The sequence below is a fragment of the Limnohabitans sp. JirII-29 genome (genome assembly GCF_003063395.1).
Lineage (GTDB): Bacteria > Pseudomonadota > Gammaproteobacteria > Burkholderiales > Burkholderiaceae_C > Limnohabitans.
The window spans coordinates 412,407-429,784 of record NZ_NESB01000002.1 but is presented as its reverse complement, the minus strand read 5'-3'; the positions used below and the strand labels follow the sequence as shown (position 1 = coordinate 429,784).

The window sequence follows — 17,378 nt, the reverse complement described above, 5'->3', positions numbered from 1 at the left end:
GTGACTTACATGAACAAACTGGGGATGCGGGTGAAGATGCCCTTGGTGTAGTCCACCATGGTGTTGATCATCCAGCCCCCGGCCACTGACATGGTCAGGCCGACCGCCAAAATCTTAGGAATGAAGCTCAGGGTTTGTTCGTTGATCGACGTCGCGGCTTGAAAAATACCCACCACCAAACCCACGATCAAACCCACGCCCAGCAGAGGGCCAGAGATGATCATGGTCATCCACAACGCCTGACGGGCCAAATCAACAACGGCTGCACTGTCCATGGGTCTACTCCTTAAAACACAAAGCTATTGGCGAGTGACGCCATCAACAGCGTCCAACCGTCAATCAACACAAACAGCATCAGCTTGATGGGCATCGAAATGATCATGGGCGACAGCATCATCATGCCCATGGACATCAACACGCTGGCCACAATCAAGTCGATCACCACAAACGGGATGTAAATCAAAAATCCAATGGTGAAGGCGCTCTTGATTTCCGACGTGATGAACGCTGGCATCAAGGTGGTGAAAGGCACTTGTTCAGAGCTTTCCAACTCACGGCGGTTAGAGATTTGCATGAACATGGCAATATCGTCTTCACGGGTCTGCTTCATCATGAAGTCACGCACCGGCACTTCGGCCTTGATCAAGGCTTTGTCGAAATCGAGGTTGCTGTTCATGTAAGGACCGACGGCCTCTTTGTAGACCTGCTCAAACACGGGCGACATGATGAAGAACGTCAAAAACAAAGCCAGTCCCACCAGCACGGTGTTGGGCGGTGTTTGTGCCGTGCCCAGCGCCTGGCGCAAGATAGACAACACGATGATGATGCGCACAAACGAGGTCATCATCAGCAGCATCGAGGGCAACAGCGTGAGCGTTGTCATCAAGCCCAGCAACTGCAAACTCATGCTGTATTGCTGACCGGCTTTGCCACCGCTGACATTGACCAAGGGAATACCTTGCGCATGACCCAAGGTGGGCAACATGAGCAAAGCCAATAAAAGAAGTGCCAAGATCACATACAAGATCTTGCGAACGATAGGCTTATGCCACATGGTCAGCTCCTTGTGTCCATGCGTGCAGGGTTTTGACTTCACCAGGGCTGACGCTGGCCAGCACCATTTGCCCATCGACCTGAATCAACACCATCTTGTGCTTCAAGCTCAAGGGCAAGGCCTCCAACACCTGGATGCGGCGGTCCGCGTGGCCCATGGCACCTAGGTTTTTATTGCGCTTGACCCACCACCACGCGCCCAACAGCAGCAGCAACACGCTGAGCGTGCTGGCGATGAACTGGGTCCAATTGAAACTTTGCATGGTGACTTCCTTGGCGACGTGACGGTTTTTTGACACTTGAAGTGCCTGTGCACAAGGTATTGCAATGGTTGTGCCAACCCGTCCGACACCCAGAGGTGGGCGGTATAGTTCTTTCATGACAAAGCGCCACGCCCTTCTTCTTGCCGCCAGCTTGCTTGCCAGCCAAACCCTGCACGCCGCCAATTGGACGGCGGTTGGGCTGTTTGACATCGGCACGTTCTACGTCGATCTCGACACCCAGGTGAAATCAGGCGACCACCGCAAGGTCTGGACGGCGCTGGACTACCGCACGCCCAAGGTCAACCAACACAATGGCAAAACCTTCAAGTCAACCCGCATGCAAATGGAGTTCGACTGCAAAGCCGAGACCGTGCGCACCCTGTCGCTCTCGTACCACTCGGGCGTGCGCTTGAGTGGCGAGACGCTTTCCAGCGAAGGCGTCATCGGTCCGTTTGAGCCAGTGCCACCCGACACCCCGATTCACAAAATCATGCGCCTGGTCTGCTGAGGGCTGACCCCACATGGGCTTTGTGCGCGACCTCTGGCATGCCGGTGGCACCGGTGGACTGAACTGGCATGTGCACGCCTGCTACACACGTTCGCAATGGCAAGCCACCGTCGCACAGCTTGAAGATTTTTTGAACCACGTCACGCCAGGGTCAGGCCATTTGCTGTTGATTGGTGCCAGCGCGGGCTGGATGATGCCGCCGAGCTGGCTGCTGCGTTTCAAACGCATCGACGCTTACGACATCGACCCTCTGGCAGCCCGTTTGTTTGACTGGCGCCACGGCAAGACGCTGCGCGCGCAGGGCATCACCCTGCAACACCACCGCGAAGACGCGTTGCTCCATCTGCGCGATGTGCTGCAACGTCACCCCCAAGCCTGCGTGTGGTTTGACAACATGCTGGGCCAGCACCGCTTTCGTGTGCGCGACGAGGTGCGGGCAGAACAAGACCTGGCGTCGTTGAAAGACACCTTGCAAGGGCGTCACTGGGGCAGCGTGCATGACCTGTATTCCGGTCCGACCCAGGACAACAGGCTGTGGATGAGTCGCATCGCGTCGTTGACACGCGCAGGCTTGGACAACAGCCACATCAACAGCCAGCACACCCAAGCCCTGCTGCGCGAGGTTGGAGCCCAAGAGGTCTGGGTGGACCATCTCACGGCCCAGGTGTTTCCACCAGGCACAGCCACCACGCTGATGCCCTGGGCCTTCAAAGACCGCTACTGCCATTGGCTGCAAGCGGGCTGGGTTGCAGGTGCAAACTAAGTTACGATTAAATTGGATTTCAATGTAGGAACACTCATGAAGCCATCTCTTGCCCTGCAAACAAACCGTGCTGCTATTCGCACTGTGGTTGAACGTCATCGTGCCCGCAATGCGCGTGTTTTCGGTTCAGTGCTCCATGGCGATGACCACGAAGGCAGTGACTTAGACCTCTTGATTGACCCAACACCAAACACCAGTTTGATGGATATCGCCAAGATTCAAGTTGAACTAGAAAAGCTCTTGGGCGTTCCTGTCGATGTACTGACCCCCAAGTCCTTGCCTGACAAATTCCGCAACTTTGTATTGGCCGAAGCGGCCCCTGTATGAAGAAAGCATTGCGAGCGCCTGACTACTTGGGCCACATTCTTGCTGCCATTGAGCGCATTGAGCGCCACACGGCTGACATTGACGAACTTGGGTTTCTCAATAGTGAGTTGATTCAGGATGCGGTGATTCGCAACATCGAGATCATTGGCGAAGCCGCCAACAACATCCAACGGGTTGATCCCTCATTTGCCGCAGCAAATGAAGAAATTCCATGGCAAGTCATGTATGCCATGCGCAATCGTCTATCGCATGGTTACGACAAAGTGGATTTTGAAATGGTGTGGCAAACCATTTGCAATGATTTGCCTGATCTCTACAAGCTGGTCAAGAATGTCAAGCCTTGAGGTTGTAGAGCATCACGCCGGCAGCATCCATCTCGCGCTGTTCGCGTTTTCTGGCATGGTCGCGCACGGCTTTGAGGTCTTGCTCCAGCAATGTCTCCATCTGGATGCGCTTGTGCTCCGCAGCGCGTAAAGCCAGTTGCGTCTGTGCCAGGTTCTGCTGGGCTTTGAGCAAGTCCTCATCCACCCGCGCGATCAGCGCTTGCAGTTGCTGCATGAAGCCGCGAAAGTTCAAGGTCTCGGCCATGCTGTGAAGTTTTTTTTCAGCCTCTTGCGAGCGCCGCACATAGTCTTCATACAGCATGGCCATGCGTTCACGGCTTTGCTGCAAATGGACCACACGCTGGCGTGCCTTGCTGACTTCGGCATGGGCCTCGTCGCATTTTTCTTTGGCTTTTTTGGCCAACACGGGCCATGCGGCACGCGGCTTCATGACAGCAGATGACGCAATTGGTTGCGGGTGACGTCGTAGTCTTCACCCAGGTGCATGTCTTGGCGCAAGAACATCACCATCGAGTCGCGCAAGCGAATGGCCTCGTCCAGCTCAGCGTTGGTGCCGGCCTCGTACGCGCCCACCTGCACCAGGTCCGCGTTTTGCTGGTACACCGACCACAGGCGACGGAACTTGTTGGCTTGGCGCAGATCATCTGGCTCCACCAAGGTTTGCATCACACGCGAAATCGAACCATTCAGGTCAATCGCAGGGTAATGCGCCTGGTCAGCCAAGCGGCGCGACAACATGACCTGGCCGTCGAGCGAAGCACGGGCAATGTCAACAATGGGGTCTGAGGCATCGTCGCCCTCAGCCAGCACCGTGTAGATGGAGGTGATGGAGCCGTGGCCATGACGGCCCACACCACCGCGTTCAATCAAATTGGGCAACAAAGCAAACACCGAGGGTGGGTAGCCCTTGGCCGTGGGCGGCTCGCCAATGGCCAAGCCAATTTCACGCTGGGCATGGGCCACACGGGTCAAGCTGTCGCACAGCATCAACACGTTTTTGCCTTGGTCGCGAAAATACTCAGCCACCACATGGGTCATGTGGGTGGCTTTGAGGCGCAGCACGGGCGATACGTTGGCAGGGGCGGCAATCACCACCGACTTGGCCAGGCCTTCGGCCCCCAGCGACTCCGCAATGAAGGCTTGCACTTCACGGCCACGTTCGCCAATCAAACCAATCACCACCACATCAGCCTTGGTGAAGCGCGTCAGCATGCCCAACAGCACGCTCTTGCCCACGCCAGAGCCAGCCACCAAGCCAATGCGTTGTCCGCGGCCAATCGTCAACACGCTGTTGATGGCTTTCACGCCCACGTCCAAGATGGTGTCGATGGGCCCGCGTTCCATCGGGTTCAAAGGGCGACCCAACAGACTCAATTCATCGGGCAGCTCGGGCAAGGGGCGGCCATCCAGGGGTTGTCCGCGGCCATCGACCACGCGCCCCAGCAAACCATCGCCCAGACGCACCAGCGCCGAGTTGCTTATGACACGCACCCTATCGCCCGGGCCCACGCCCACCGGATCGGTGAAGGGCATGAGGTAGAGCGTTTTGTCATTGAAGCCCACCACCTCGGCTTCCACGCGGTGGCCGTTTTGGCCCAACACCTCGCAGCACGCCCCCAGAGGGGCCATGATGCCGCGCGTCTCCAGCGTCAAGCCCACCAGGCGCACCAAGGTGCCACTGGTGCGTGGCGTGGGCACGCGCAGCTTGGGCAAGCTGCGCTGAACTTCCTGGGAAAAATCAAGCATGGACGAATTTATTTGGTTTCAATCATGCCGCGAATGACAGCCGCCACACGGCTTTGGTCTTGGTGCACCACCATGCGCACCACACCCACTTTGTCTTCGTAGCTCTTGGCATTGTTGAGCAGTTCGGGCGGAATCACCGGCTTCTTGGCATTCTTTTGTTCGCGCTTCATGCGCTCTTTGATTTCGGCCAAGGTTTCACCTTCGCGAATTTCAATTTCACCTTCGGCCAGCGCCTCTTCGGGCGCTGCTGCGTCGGCACGGCCAGCCTGCGCCGCGTCGGTTTGCGCTGCATCGCTGGCCACTGGCTGACCATGGGCGTCAACGGCAGGCACGCTGTCTGCGACAGCCTCTGTCGTCCCATCGCCCTGTGCCGTGGCATCGACCACGCTGCTGTCTGCTGCTGCGTCGGCGGGCTCTTCGGGTTCTGGCTCGGCTTGCACCACAGGCTTGGGCTGCAAGCGAGGTGGCAATTCGATCAACAGCTGTTGGTAGCGAATTTGGTGAGCACGTTTGGTCTCTTCCTCATACGCCACACGCGCCAATTCTTGATGCACGACATCTAGCATTTGTTGTTGCTCGGCATCGCTGAAGACCGGATTGCCGACCACGTTGAGCAGCAACGGGCGAACCACAGTGACCAAGATCACCATGAAAATCAAACCCATCAGCATGGTGTTGAGGACGTCAGGCAAGATCATCGTCGTGCTCCGTGTGGTCTGTCGAATGCGCTGGTTGAACCAGCGCCGATTGTTTTTCCCAGCTCGGCACATCCAGCAGCAGGTTCTTTGCCAAGGCTTGCAAGCGGTGTTCGATCAAGTCTTCCACCACCATGTCATTGGCAAACACACGCACGCTGCCGGGTTGGAGCTCGGGGCTGGCTTCAAGGCGCAGGCCTTGCAAAAATTCGCCACCTTGGGCTTGCAGAATTTTCTTGTCGTCGGGGTTGAGTTCCACCACCACACCCTCTTGCAGCGGGTGGCTGACTTCATCCAGACAGTGCTGCACCAAGCGCTCAATGGCCGCGCTGGACATGCGCAACTCGCCCAATACCAACTGCTCGGCCAGGTGCAGGCTCAGTCGTTTGAGGGGTTCAAAAAATTGTGTCGAATCGGCCATCAAGGTTTGCAAGCCTTGTGTCACCTGCGCCAACAGTGCGCATTGGGCGGCCACATCGTCGGCCATGGCCTGACGGGCTTGTTGTTCCCCCAGCGCCATGCCCTGGGCCAACCCTTGTTTCATGCCTTGGGCAAAGTGGTCGGCTTCGCGTTGCGCTACTTCTTCAGGGGCAATGCCAGGTTGAACCGGTTCCGGCTCAACCGGCGCAGCCTCAGGCTCTGCGAGCTCAGTCTGCACATCTGCCTCAACCTCGTGGGTGGGCTCATCTTGTGTTGGCAGTTCAAGCGCTGTGGACTCGCCTTGTGCCACCACGTCTGCGGCAGCTTGTGTCTCCACTTGCTCTTGAATGTCTGTCACTGCTTCTGTGGCGATCTCTGACGGGGCATCCGCAGGCTCGCCATCCAGTTCAAGCACAGGCGTTGCCTGGGACTCAGCCATGGCATGGTCTTCTTGGTCGGTGTCTGGTGCAGGTTCGTCAACGGTTTCAGCTGTCTCAGCAGGCACCACCTCGGCCAGGTTGACCGCAGTGTGTGGCGACAGATCGTCAGCCACAAAGGGGGCCACCACAGGCTGTGGCTTGACCACGTGTCGCGTCTTGTCGGAACGACTTGTGTAGACATCCAGCACAAACGGCAAATGCGCGTTGGTGGAGGAGCCATCTTCAGAGGCATTTTTTTCTTGTGCAAAGGCCTCATGGCTGTGCTCGGCATCGAGCAAGGCCAGGGCCTTCTTGGCCTGTGCGGAGAGTGGCTCCGTCATCGGTTCGTAGTTGTCCACCGCAAAATCGGTGCGGCGTGGCGGCATGCCCGTGTCGGCAAATGCTTGTGGCTCAGCGTCAGTCCACCGTGCTGCACTGAACGGCTGCTCTTCCCGGGTAGACCGCAAATAGCTGGTGGACTGCCAAGGCTTGGCCGGCCGCAAAGGACGCGGTTGGTTAAACAAAGTCCGCGCCCCCGAGGATCAGCTCACCCGAATCGGACAGCTTGCGCGCCATGCGCATGATGTTCTTTTGCGCCGCTTCCACGTCGGACATGCGTTGCGGGCCCTTGGCTTCCATGTCGTCGCGGAACATGCCACGGGCACGTTCGGACATGTTGTCGTAGAAACGGTCTTGGCAGGCTGGGCTGGCACCTTTGAGGGCCATCATCAACAAGTCTGGCTCCACCGCACGCATGAGCACCTGAATGCCTTTGTTGTCCACGCTGGTGAGGTTTTCGAAGGTGAACATGTTGTCTTGGATCTTGAGCATGATGTCCGGATCAATTTCGTTCAAGCCGTTCATGATGCTTGACTCCAACTCGGTCTTGGTCAAGTTCATGATCTTGGCGGCCGCTTGCACGCCACCAAAGCTCGACGACTGAGCCGACGCACTCTTGGAGAACTGCTGCTTCATGATCGCTTCCAACTCGGCCATGGCCGAGGGCTGCACAGTGTCCAAGCTGGCAATGCGCTGGATCACTTCCGGGCGGATCGAAGGGTCCAGATAAATCATCACGTCAGCCGCCACTTCAGGTTCGAGCAAGGACATGATGATGGCCACCACTTGGGGGTGCTCGGACTTGATCATGTCGGCAATACCGCGCGCGTCCATCCAGGTGAGGATGTCCAAGCCCTTGGTGCCTTGACCCGGCATGATGCGACCCAGCACTGAGGCAGCTTTGTCGTCGCCCAAGGCACGACGCATCACCTTTTCCACATAGTCGGTGTTGCCCATGCTCAGGGTAGATTGTTTCTTCAGATGTTCGACAAATTCGTCCAACACCACGTTGACGGCTTCTTGCGAAAAGTCGGCCACAGACACCATGGCCGCGCCCAAGGCTTGTACCTCTTTGGGGTTCAAAAATTTGATGATGTCTGCGGCTTGGTCTTCACCCAAGAGCAGCATCAGCACTGCGGCGCGTTGTGTGGAGGTGATGGCTGCCAGTTCGGTGCGCAGCGCCTCGGTCATCACAATGCCATTGTCGTTATCAGCCATGGTCTAGTCCTCAATCTCTGTCGTTCGGCGCGGGTTAGGCGGATGGGCTGATCAAGCCCTTGAGCACACCGGCCACGCGGGTGGAATCTTCGGCCACGATCATGCGAATCAACGCCACTTTGTCATCATACGAATTGGCGGTGTTGAGCAAGTCAGCCGAGATCGACTGCTTCTTGGGCTTCAAGCTCGCCATGCGGGCTTTGACCTCTTCCAGCGTTTCACCTTCTTCAATTTCAATGTCAGAGGCAGCGTCATCGGCGGCCTGCTGCACGCCTGCGGCATGTTGTGCGTTGCGCTCGGCCAGCTCGGCGGCCATGGCATCGCGGGCAGCGGCTTCGGCGGCAGCCTTGGCCTCGGCGGCCAGACGGGCTTCTTCGGCCACACGTGCGGCCTCGGCGGCGGCTTTGGCGGCTTCTTCGGCCATGCGGGCCATTTCGGCTTCGTGGGCTTCTTTGGCCGCTTTGGCCGTAGCCTGTGCGGCCGCAGACTCTGCGGTGGCCACTTCAATGGCCAATCGCGCCTCGGCATTGGCTGCTTCGGCAGCCGCGGCAGCAATGGCGGCGGGGTCAATCTCGGGGCGCACCATGCGACGCACCATCGGACGAATCACGGTCAACAACAACAGCAAGAACAGGCCACCAATCACACCCGCATTGACCAGCACCTGGTAGTTCTCGTCCAGATACCAAGGCACAACGGTCGGGTCGACCACCGGCTCAAACTTGGTGGCCACCACGGTGACCATGTCACCACGTGCTTCGTTGAAGCCCACCGCACCTTTGACCAATTGGTTCAAACGCTCCAGCTCTTCGGGGGTGTAGGGAATAGAAGTTGGCGCAGGTGAGCCATCGGCGGGTTTTTCCACCTTCATGCCCGCAGGAATTGGACGCTCGTTGATCAGCACACCCACACCAATTTTGGAGACGGTACCCATGGCGTTTTTGGTGTGACGCACCGAGCGGTCCAATTCGTAATTTTTGGTGCTGCGTGCCGTCACTTGCACGCCTTTTTCGCTCACGCCCTTGGTGGGGTCGGCGTTGGTTTGGGTGGTGGCTTGCGGGTTGGTGGGGCTCGGTGGCGTGTTGGACAAGGAGCCGGGAATGCCAATCGCATCACGGAAGGTGTTGCGGTCTTCCACAAACAATTCTGAACGGGTCTTGGGGCCTTTGTCCTGGCCATCAAAGTCTTCCACCGTCACTTCGGTTTGGGTGAAATCGAGCGACATGCTGATCTGGGCGCTCACGTTGGACTCGCCCACGATAGGCGCCAACAACTGGATCAAACGCGTGCGGTACAAATCTTCCATCTGCTGCTTTTGCATCAGCTGGGCGGAGGTCAAGCCCAACGGCTGCTCGACCAACATCTCGTTCATCAAGCTGCCAAAGTTGTCCACCACCGACACGTTTTCAGGCGCAAGGTAAGGCACGCTCGACGCCACCAACTGGATGATGGCTTGCACGTTGGCCGACGACACCGTGCGCCCTGGCGCGCGGGTGATGATCACCGATGCCTTGGTCGGCGCGCGGTCACGCACAAACACGCTTTGCTTAGGCGCGGCCAAATGCACGCGGGCAGCCTTGATGCCACCGATTTGCACAATGCTGCGTGCCAGCTCTTGCTCCATCGCGTTGTTGTAGCGCACCTGCTCCATGAACTGGCTGGTGGTCATGGCAGGCATGTCTTTGAGGTTGTCCATGCCCGTGGTTTCGGTGCGTGGCAAACCTTTGGAGGCCAGCAACATGCGGGCCTCTTGGTAGCGCGCCGTGGGCACCGTCAATTGGCCGGTGTTGGCATCCACTTCGGGTTTGAATTCACCGGCCTTCAGCGCTTCGATGGCCAATTGCTTGTCTGCGTCGTTGAGCATCAACACCAAGGGACGGTACGGCGTGGGCTTGAGCGAGGTGAAAAACACCGCCACCGACACCAGCAGCATGAACACCACAATGAAAGGCAGTGTTTTGCGCACCGTGGGCTGACGCAAGATGTCCACCACCATGGCACCCGGGCCTTCTTTTTGGTTCAACCAAGCAGGCATGCGGTTGTTGGTGGTGACAGGCGAGTTGCCCGCTTTGCTGGCGGCAGCGTTGTCTGCGTTGGGGGCTGAGGGTAAGCCCATCGCGTTCATATTCAAGGTATCTGTGGCCATATCAGTCTCTCAGTTCAGCATCACACCGGCATGTTCATGATTTCTTCGTACGCTTTCATCACTTTGTTGCGTACTTGCAAGGTGGCTTCAAAAGCCAGCGACGATTTCTGCATGCTCAACACCACTTCGGTGAGGGGCACCTCTTCGCCACGGTCGTAGGCTTCGGCCATCGCATCGGCCTTGACGTCAGCTTGGTTGACTTTGTCGAGTGCGTTTTTGACCGAGTCAAAAAATGTGGGCTGTCCCACCTTGGTGGTGGCTGTCTCGGGCGTGGCCGAGGTGTTGTTGGTGGACTGCGCCTGGTAAGCACGCAGTGTTTCCATCATCGACTGGATGTTGGCATTGGAGATGCGGTCAATCATGCGGAGACTCCTTCGTGCATGCCACGGTCACGCAATTGCGCGAGTTTGTAGCGCAGGGTGCGGGGGCTGATGCCCAGCTTGGCAGCGGCTTCCATGCGGCTGTCGGTGCTTTGAATCGCAGCCATGATCACTTGGTGTTCGCTGGTTTTCACCGCGTGTTCCAAATTGATGGGCCTTAGAGGTTCATCCACAGGGCGAACCGCGATGGGAGAAAAATCACCCGCCATCTCACGACTCACCGCCACCTGGGGTGCGGTCACCTCAAAGTCTGACATCGACACTTGGCGGTCCGTCATGGCGTCATCAAACATCAAATGTGCAGGGCTGACGGTGCGTCCGGTACACAACACCACCGCGCGTTGCACCACGTTTTCGAGTTCACGCACATTGCCAGGCCAGGGATAGCTCTGCAGCAGCGCTTGGGCTTCGGCAGTCACGGTGAAAGGCAAGCCGCTCTTGCCGTGGCGCGCCAGAGACTGCATGACCAAGGGCATGATGTCGCCTTGTCGTTCCTTCAAGGGTTGAATGCGCAAGCGGAAAGTGCTGATGCGGAAATACAGGTCTTCGCGGAATTCGCGTTGCTCAATGGCCAGTTTCAAGTCTTTGTTGGTGGCTGCAATGACGCGCACATCCAAGTCGATGACAGCTTCGCCACCCAAACGGTTGAGTTTTTTCTCTTGCAACACACGCAGCAACTTGGCTTGCAACTGCATGGGCATTTCGCCAATTTCATCCAAAAAGATGGTGCCGCCGTGGGCTTGTTCAAACAAGCCTTTGTGTTCTTTCAAAGCGCCAGTGAAAGCGCCCTTCTCGTGGCCAAACAACATGTCTTCGATCAAGTGCTCGGGCAAAGCCGCGCAGTTGAGGGCCACAAAGGGGCCTCTGGCACGCGGAGACGACTCATGCAACACACGGGCCAACACTTCTTTGCCAGCGCCCGTGGGGCCGACCAACAAGGCCGTGACTTCAGTTTGCGCCACGCGTTGCGCCAAAGCCAACAGGTGTTGGCTGGTGGGGTCGACAAACACATAGCTCTTGGTTTTGAGTTCGGGCGCGTTCAAACCTTTGACGGCTTGTTGCCAGGCAGCAGGTGCCCATTCATCGGCGGACAACACGTGCAAAGCACCCAGGCGCATGGCGTCGACGGCGACTTCCATGCGACGGCGGTCCACGCGGCACAGCACCGGCACGGTGTGGCCCAACTGAGCCACCAAGGTCTGCACTTCTTGCAGCAGCTCCGCGCTGTCGCCCAGGCGAATGACCAGCACATGCGCGCGGCGCAAAGCCAGCGTGAGGTCACCCAAGGTAGAAACGGTTTCCAGACTGATACCGGCGGTACTCAGCTGGGCGCGATCCGTCGCGTCGATGGGACTGAAGGGGTCCAACCACACGGCATGAATAACGTTGACAGAAGAAGCATTCACTTTGAACAGTCCGAAATAAAGGTAAGACTGTTATGCAAAGGACGTGCCAGCGATAAATGAAACCTAAGTGATTAGATTGATCGGGATATATCGGTTCTGAAAGTCAGAATCTTGACGCTTCGACGGGTTGCCGACAGACGCCGTCGATGGCGCGTTGGATCGGCTGTCAGGGACAGGCGCAGGCTTGGCTGAAAACGCGCCGCAAAAGCGCCCATCGTTGCGCAGCACCTCCAGCGAGGGAATCGCTTTGGATTTGAAACCCATGAACTTGCAGCCATACGGCTGGCGCACGTCCCACGTGATGGTGAGGTGACGACACGCCCAGCAGTTAGGCCCCTTGCTCATCAACCACCCAAGAGCTTGAGCACAGTCTGCTGGCTGGTGTTGGCCTGAGCCAACACAGCCGTGGCAGCCTGCTGCATGATCTGCGTCTTGGCCAGCTCGGTGCTCGAAGACGCGTAGTCAGCGTCTTCAATGCCACTGCGTGATGTCGACAAGTTCATGGACACGTTGGTCAAGTTGTTGATGACATGGTCCAAGCGGTTCATCACCGCACCCATGGTGGCACGGGTGGCGTTGATCTTGTCCATGGCCGAATCCAACTTGGTCAAGACATCGGTCGCCCCCTCACGTGTGTTGATGCGCACGGTGCGTTGGTCGATGTTTTGGTCCACGTCGCCGGTGATTTCACCCGTGATCGGACCATTTTTGCCAAAGTCAGCCAGGTCAATGGTGACCGTCTGGTTGGAACTCGATCCAACTTGAAAAGCCAAACGGCCCACCCGTGGCGGGTCCATCTCTGAGCTGGATCGGCCACCGTAGCTGCCCTCGTTGAAACCCAGCGCAGAGAAATTGCTGTTGTTGCCGAAACCATCGTCACCGGTGCTGACCGTGAACGGCTTGGCATTGGCTTGCAACAACTGGTCCGCAGACGAAGGCGGTGCGCCGATAGGTTTGGGCAAGCCCGGCAACTGTGGCGGTTGTGCCACCATGCGCACGGTGCCATACACAGTGCGTGCGGTGCTGCTGCTGGCCGTCGCATTGAACACGCCGGTGATTTGGTTGTTGCCAAAGCTGTTGGCCGTGACTTCGTTGATGGCCAAGTTGGTCGTCGCACTGTTGGTGGCAGCCCCTGCGATGTCAAACGCAGATCCAGGCACGGTCGACGTGATCGACAACACACCGGCGGTGTTCGTCACGCTGACGTTTTTGATGGCACCCGACGTGATGGCTGCTCGGATAGAGGTTTCCAAAGCACCCGCCAAAGCAACCGCCGTTGCGGCGCCTGAAGCTGCCGACGTGATTTTGACGCCGTTGATCGTGACCGATGCGGTATCGGTGGCGGCAAACGTCGCACCCGAAAAATTAATTTGTGACGACTGGGCCACCGCACCACCTTGGTCTAAACCAAAGTTGGCAGCAGACAAATCTTTCACGTTCGAGTCAAACCAAACAGACATGTTTCGTCCATCCGACTTGAGGCTGATGCCGTCGCCGTTGACCACCGCGGTGACGCCGTGTTCGCCAGCGCGCATGTTGATGGCGTCGGCCACTTTGTTCAAGCGATCCAGCTTGGGCTCGTCTTGCACAAACTGCACTTTCACTTCTGTGCCGTTGATGAACAAGGACTGGAGTGTTGGCGAGGCCAAAATTGGCAGGCTGGTGTCGGTGTTGATGCCTTTGACTTCTGCACCGTTGGCTTTGGCCACCACACCTGTGATGGCGGTTTGTGAGTTGATGGCGGCTGCAATCGCGATCGCGCTTGAAGCGGGGTCGCTGCTAGAGGCCACCGTGTTGGAGTCGGTGTCGCCCGCGTTGGTGGAAGGCGGAATTTTGACGCCATTGATCACCAAATCGTCCATGCCCAAAGGCTTGAAGTTGGCTTTGGCATTGGCCTGCACTGTGGTGGCGTTGACGGTGGTGGTGGTGTTGCTTTTTGAATTGGTCAGTGTGAAAGCTGTGCCTGGACTGTCTGACGTCAACAAAATTTCGCCAGCGTTACGACCCGCCATCGCGGTCACAGGCACTGTGGTGTTCGCGTTGACCAATGAGACCAAACCATCTCGCACAGCTTGTGCGGTCAAAGAGCCTGCCACAGCGGTGTAGGTGAAGGTGGTGCCATTGACGGTCAACGCAAAGGTGTCACCTGCTGTGGGCACGGTGCCCGAGTAGGTCACGCTCTCTACCTGAGCCACACTTGGGCCCACGATAGGACGTGGGCTGGTGTTGGTCACTGCCTCGTTTTTGCTGAAGTTGCCCGCGACCAAACCTGCACGGGTGATGTCCCCCAGGGTGTCGGAGGTCAGCACCACAGGCGCTGGGATTTTCGATTCCAAAGAAATGGTGCTGGCTTGCACGCCCTGGCGCACACCAATGCGCGCACCAAAGTCGTCGGCGTTGGCCGATGTGTCAAAGCTCACCTCAATGTTGCGACCATCGGCGGCGCTCAAAGTGATGCCTTTGGCATCTGAACCTGTGTCAATCGCTTTGACACCCGTTTTATCGCTGATCAAGTTGATGGCACGAACCACATTGGCACGTGTTTCACGCGAATTGTTCAGCACGGTGGTGATGTCGGCGCTGGCGTATCCGTTGATGAACACCGTGCCTTTGACCACCGACGTGCCTGACATGGCGCGGCCTGACATGACGTTCTCATTGACCTTCGCAAACACACCCGTGCCAGCTGAGGCAATGAAATTCTCAGCCGTGGTGTCGACCAGGCCGGTCAAACCGGTGGGGCCGGTTTGGATGACCGTGTCGGGCATATTGCCTTCGCTGGGCGCGTAGGTGATGGACAGGTTTGAGTTACCGGGCGAATAGTTCACCACGCGACCTGTGCCTTGTGCAAACAAAGGGCTGGCTTGCAAAGCCGCTGCAATTTTGGCCGTTGCTGCGGCAGAGGTGGTGTCCAAGGCGGTCAAGGTCACGCTCACACCGCCCACGGTGATGTTGCCTGGCGTGGGTGTACCAGCGAACGTCAGCATTTGTGTTTCGCCTTGCGTCACGCCGGTGGCAACCGCCAAGCGGTTGATCGCTGCAGCTTTGGCAATTGCACTGCCTGCGGCATTGGCCAAGGGAGACACCTTGTCGTCGGTGGCGTAAGAAGCCCCAATGTCAATGCCATTGATTTTCAAATCACCGGCACGCAATGCGGGGATGCTGCCCTCAACCGCCACGTTGTAGCTGAATGCGCGACCTGTCAGGGTGGCACTGGTGCCATCTGATTTTTGGAATGAATACACCAAGTCATCCGTTAGCACCTGGGAGTTCGTGCCCGTGCTCTTGATGAACGTGATCGAACCTGCAGGTGCACCATCGGTCACCACCACGGAAGGCAAAGCACCCGAACCGCTGATGGCCAAATTGGTGACGTTGGTCCCAGTGGAGGCGCTGGTGAAGGTCACCACGGCGCCGGTGGCGGCACCTGAGGCAAAGCCACTCAATGCGCCAGTGAAAGTACCTTTCACAGGGGCTGGCGCAGTGCCTGCGGCATAACCGTTGACTCGGCTGGCAAAGTCGGTGGCCACCTCTGCGGCCGTGGCACCTGCGGCACCCGCCGTATAAGTCAACCCACCCAAGGTGATGGTTTGTCCTGCGGTCATCGCGTTGAAGGTCACCGCGGAGTTTTCTGTCACCGCCGTGTTGTTCATGATGCCTTGCATCGGAATCGTCGTGCCTTGCGCCGTCTTGAAAGAGGCCGTCACATTGCCGCTGGCATCCACACTCATGCTGAGGGCGCCACTGTTGATGAAGGAACCGTTGCCTTTGAAGTTTTCTGCGCCTTGTGCGATGGCTTCACGTGTGGTGGTGGGTGTTGCCGTCAAACCGACAGCGGCTTTGGGGTCAAAACTGGTTGCGGCCACATTGCCGTCTGTGGGCGCATAGGTAATAGTCAAGGTGTCCGCAGCAACCGTGACACTGCGCCCCGAACTGCTGCTGAATTTCGGATCATTGCTCAGCGTTTGTTGAATTTTGGTGGCCACTGTCGCAGCCGTTGCCACAGAGGCGGCATCCAACACCACGTCCACACCACCCACAGTGATCGTCAATGTTTGGGGGCTGACCAGCGTGGGCAAGGTACCCGCAATTTGCAACGTTTGCTTTTCACCAGAATCCGATCCAGCCACGGTGCGTGAGGTGGTCGGGTTGATGAAGACAGAGCCGAATTGGTTTTCTGAAGTCACTTTGTAAACGGGCATTTCACCCACACGCTCACCGGCTGAACCATTCAAGACAGGGAAACCGTTCCACTCGGTGTTGTCCGAAATTTGCACGATTTGCTGTTTGAGTTGTTGAAACTCCAGGTCCAAGTAACTGCGCTGTGCGTTGTCATTGGTGTCGTTGACGGCTTGAACGGCCAACTCACGCATGCGCTGCATCATGTCGGTGATTTCGTTGGTCGCGCCTTCGGCTGTTTGAATCAGATTGATGGCGTCCCCAGAATTACGAACAGCTTGGTTCAAGCCTCGTATTTGCTGCGTCATGCGCGTCGCAATCGCCATGCCTGCGGCATCATCTCGAGCCGAGTTGATGCGCTTGCCGGTGGACAACTGTTGCATTGCAAGCGCTTGCGATCTGCCGGACGTGGTGAGCGCCGCTTGCGAAAACAATGCTTTGACGTTGGTATTGATAACTGCCATTTTTCTAATCTCCTGACCTGAATTGGTCAATCAAACTTGCCTACATTGATGCACATACCATGCCAAGTTTTTTTTGACTCTCTAAATAAGGGTTTTCCCTTTTTAGAGTAAAAAAATATGTTCATCTAAGTATTCAGTGGCAAGGTTTTGTCGCTTCACTGGCAATGGTTTGCCACTTGCCGCCGTGAAATCGACACATTTGCCGCTCAGTGGTGAAAGGCTGTGGTGGACTGCATGGACTCGCTGAAGTCATCAAGGGCCAACTTCTCCGCCAACAGTTCGAGCTGGTCGGGATAGGCCGCCAGACCTTGGCGCACCACCTCAAGGGCGCGGGCTGGGTCCAGGTTGCAACGCAGCGCGCGCACAAACATCACATACGTGAAGGGGGGTGTGGTGCTGCCCTGCACTTGTGTGAGCTCTTCCATCAACTCCACAGCCAAGGGCCAGTCTTGGTTCATCATGGCCAACAAACTGGTGATGGCCAAAATATCTTCGCTGTGTGGGTACAGTGCCATGCCGGCATCACTCAAGGCATTGGCCATTTCAATTTGTTCAGTGGCAACCAAGGATTGAATGGTTTCGCGAATTTCAGCAGGGCTGAAACGCTTGATCAGGCTGGGGTTGAGTAAACCGCCAACGGCGGATTGGTTCATCAGTTCTTGAATGAGGGTCATGGAAAGCTCCTGCTGAGGTGTGAGAAAAAAATAC

The 17,378-nt window shown here is 57.3% G+C and carries 17 protein-coding genes; 4 read left to right on the top strand and 13 right to left on the bottom strand.

What is annotated here, in order from left to right:
• Positions 1-5: 5 nt before the first annotated feature.
• From fliQ to B9Z39_RS16960, 3 genes are read right to left on the bottom strand one after another with little or no spacing between them, the layout of a single operon-like run.
• Positions 6-275, bottom strand: a complete 270-nt coding sequence (gene fliQ, locus B9Z39_RS04770; protein WP_100145499.1) for a flagellar biosynthesis protein FliQ — start codon at positions 273-275, stop codon at positions 6-8.
• An 11-nt stretch (positions 276-286) separates the two neighbouring features.
• Complete coding sequence (gene fliP, locus B9Z39_RS04765) at positions 287-1,054, bottom strand: flagellar type III secretion system pore protein FliP (RefSeq protein ID WP_100145497.1); 768 nt, start codon at positions 1,052-1,054, stop codon at positions 287-289.
• The gene (locus B9Z39_RS16960; protein WP_158269455.1) at positions 1,044-1,316 is read right to left on the bottom strand and encodes a flagellar biosynthetic protein FliO; all 273 of its coding nucleotides are present in this window, start codon (positions 1,314-1,316) and stop codon (positions 1,044-1,046) included. The genes fliP and B9Z39_RS16960 overlap by 11 nt, the downstream gene beginning before the upstream one ends.
• A 115-nt stretch (positions 1,317-1,431) precedes the next feature.
• Here B9Z39_RS16960 and B9Z39_RS04755 point away from each other — a divergent pair, with 115 nt between their 5' ends.
• The 4 genes from B9Z39_RS04755 to B9Z39_RS04740 are packed head-to-tail and all read left to right on the top strand — an operon-like array spanning position 1,432 to position 3,258.
• Positions 1,432-1,824 (top strand): surface-adhesin E family protein, encoded by a 393-nt coding sequence (locus tag B9Z39_RS04755; protein WP_158269454.1) that lies wholly within the window; start codon positions 1,432-1,434, stop codon positions 1,822-1,824.
• 13 nt (positions 1,825-1,837) lie between these two features.
• Positions 1,838-2,587, top strand: coding sequence for a hypothetical protein (locus tag B9Z39_RS04750; protein ID WP_100145491.1), 750 nt, complete (start codon positions 1,838-1,840; stop codon positions 2,585-2,587).
• Positions 2,588-2,623: 36 nt separating this feature from the next.
• The gene (locus B9Z39_RS04745; RefSeq protein ID WP_100145489.1) at positions 2,624-2,914 is read left to right on the top strand and encodes a nucleotidyltransferase family protein; all 291 of its coding nucleotides are present in this window, start codon (positions 2,624-2,626) and stop codon (positions 2,912-2,914) included.
• Positions 2,911-3,258 (top strand): DUF86 domain-containing protein, encoded by a 348-nt coding sequence (locus tag B9Z39_RS04740; protein ID WP_100145487.1) that lies wholly within the window; start codon positions 2,911-2,913, stop codon positions 3,256-3,258. Before B9Z39_RS04745 ends, B9Z39_RS04740 begins: the two co-directional genes overlap by 4 nt.
• Here B9Z39_RS04740 and B9Z39_RS04735 read toward each other — a convergent pair.
• The 10 genes from B9Z39_RS04735 to B9Z39_RS04685 all read right to left on the bottom strand — a co-directional run bounded on the left by B9Z39_RS04735 (position 3,248) and on the right by B9Z39_RS04685 (position 17,344).
• Positions 3,248-3,688, bottom strand: a complete 441-nt coding sequence (locus tag B9Z39_RS04735) for a flagellar export protein FliJ (RefSeq protein ID WP_100145485.1) — start codon at positions 3,686-3,688, stop codon at positions 3,248-3,250. The genes B9Z39_RS04740 and B9Z39_RS04735 overlap by 11 nt on opposite strands.
• On the bottom strand, positions 3,685-5,004 hold the full coding sequence (locus B9Z39_RS04730) for a FliI/YscN family ATPase (RefSeq protein ID WP_100145483.1): 1,320 nt from the start codon (positions 5,002-5,004) through the stop codon (positions 3,685-3,687). The genes B9Z39_RS04735 and B9Z39_RS04730 overlap by 4 nt, the downstream gene beginning before the upstream one ends.
• Positions 5,005-5,012: 8 nt before the next feature.
• The gene (locus tag B9Z39_RS04725; protein WP_108300878.1) at positions 5,013-5,702 is read right to left on the bottom strand and encodes a hypothetical protein; all 690 of its coding nucleotides are present in this window, start codon (positions 5,700-5,702) and stop codon (positions 5,013-5,015) included.
• The gene (locus B9Z39_RS04720; RefSeq protein WP_146183277.1) at positions 5,689-7,062 is read right to left on the bottom strand and encodes a FliH/SctL family protein; all 1,374 of its coding nucleotides are present in this window, start codon (positions 7,060-7,062) and stop codon (positions 5,689-5,691) included. Before B9Z39_RS04720 ends, B9Z39_RS04725 begins: the two co-directional genes overlap by 14 nt.
• Positions 7,055-8,095: a flagellar motor switch protein FliG gene (gene fliG / locus B9Z39_RS04715; protein ID WP_199172932.1), complete on the bottom strand. Its 1,041-nt coding sequence runs from the start codon at positions 8,093-8,095 to the stop codon at positions 7,055-7,057. Before fliG ends, B9Z39_RS04720 begins: the two co-directional genes overlap by 8 nt.
• 34 nt (positions 8,096-8,129) lie before the next feature.
• A complete protein-coding gene (gene fliF, locus B9Z39_RS04710) occupies positions 8,130-10,241 on the bottom strand; it encodes a flagellar basal-body MS-ring/collar protein FliF (protein WP_108300876.1) in 2,112 nt (703 codons plus the stop codon).
• 20 nt (positions 10,242-10,261) lie between these two features.
• On the bottom strand, positions 10,262-10,603 hold the full coding sequence (gene fliE / locus B9Z39_RS04705; protein ID WP_100145475.1) for a flagellar hook-basal body complex protein FliE: 342 nt from the start codon (positions 10,601-10,603) through the stop codon (positions 10,262-10,264).
• Positions 10,600-12,027, bottom strand: coding sequence for a sigma-54-dependent Fis family transcriptional regulator (locus tag B9Z39_RS04700; RefSeq protein WP_233248915.1), 1,428 nt, complete (start codon positions 12,025-12,027; stop codon positions 10,600-10,602). Before B9Z39_RS04700 ends, fliE begins: the two co-directional genes overlap by 4 nt.
• Before the next feature lie 344 nt (positions 12,028-12,371).
• Complete coding sequence (locus B9Z39_RS04690) at positions 12,372-16,670, bottom strand: flagellin (RefSeq protein ID WP_108300875.1); 4,299 nt, start codon at positions 16,668-16,670, stop codon at positions 12,372-12,374.
• Positions 16,671-16,876: 206 nt separating this feature from the next.
• Positions 16,877-17,344, bottom strand: a complete 468-nt coding sequence (locus B9Z39_RS04685) for a hypothetical protein (RefSeq protein WP_100145471.1) — start codon at positions 17,342-17,344, stop codon at positions 16,877-16,879.
• Between the last annotated feature and the right edge of the window lie 34 nt (positions 17,345-17,378).

Excerpts from the sequence above, each read along its gene's own strand:
- B9Z39_RS04755 (WP_158269454.1), top strand. The coding sequence starts at position 1,432 with ATGACAAAGCGCCACGCCCTTCTTCTTGCCGCCAGCTTGCTTGCCAGC.
- fliQ (WP_100145499.1), bottom strand. The coding sequence starts at position 275 with ATGGACAGTGCAGCCGTTGTTGATTTGGCCCGTCAGGCGTTGTGGATG.
- B9Z39_RS04745 (WP_100145489.1), top strand. The coding sequence starts at position 2,624 with ATGAAGCCATCTCTTGCCCTGCAAACAAACCGTGCTGCTATTCGCACT.
- fliF (WP_108300876.1), bottom strand. The coding sequence starts at position 10,241 with ATGGCCACAGATACCTTGAATATGAACGCGATGGGCTTACCCTCAGCC.
- B9Z39_RS04690 (WP_108300875.1), bottom strand. The coding sequence starts at position 16,670 with ATGGCAGTTATCAATACCAACGTCAAAGCATTGTTTTCGCAAGCGGCG.
- B9Z39_RS04740 (WP_100145487.1), top strand. The coding sequence starts at position 2,911 with ATGAAGAAAGCATTGCGAGCGCCTGACTACTTGGGCCACATTCTTGCT.
- B9Z39_RS04730 (WP_100145483.1), bottom strand. The coding sequence starts at position 5,004 with ATGCTTGATTTTTCCCAGGAAGTTCAGCGCAGCTTGCCCAAGCTGCGC.
- B9Z39_RS16960 (WP_158269455.1), bottom strand. The coding sequence starts at position 1,316 with ATGCAAAGTTTCAATTGGACCCAGTTCATCGCCAGCACGCTCAGCGTG.
- B9Z39_RS04735 (WP_100145485.1), bottom strand. The coding sequence starts at position 3,688 with ATGAAGCCGCGTGCCGCATGGCCCGTGTTGGCCAAAAAAGCCAAAGAA.
- fliE (WP_100145475.1), bottom strand. The coding sequence starts at position 10,603 with ATGATTGACCGCATCTCCAATGCCAACATCCAGTCGATGATGGAAACA.
- B9Z39_RS04725 (WP_108300878.1), bottom strand. The coding sequence starts at position 5,702 with ATGATCTTGCCTGACGTCCTCAACACCATGCTGATGGGTTTGATTTTC.
- fliG (WP_199172932.1), bottom strand. The coding sequence starts at position 8,095 with ATGGCTGATAACGACAATGGCATTGTGATGACCGAGGCGCTGCGCACC.
- B9Z39_RS04685 (WP_100145471.1), bottom strand. The coding sequence starts at position 17,344 with ATGACCCTCATTCAAGAACTGATGAACCAATCCGCCGTTGGCGGTTTA.
- fliP (WP_100145497.1), bottom strand. The coding sequence starts at position 1,054 with ATGTGGCATAAGCCTATCGTTCGCAAGATCTTGTATGTGATCTTGGCA.
- B9Z39_RS04750 (WP_100145491.1), top strand. The coding sequence starts at position 1,838 with ATGGGCTTTGTGCGCGACCTCTGGCATGCCGGTGGCACCGGTGGACTG.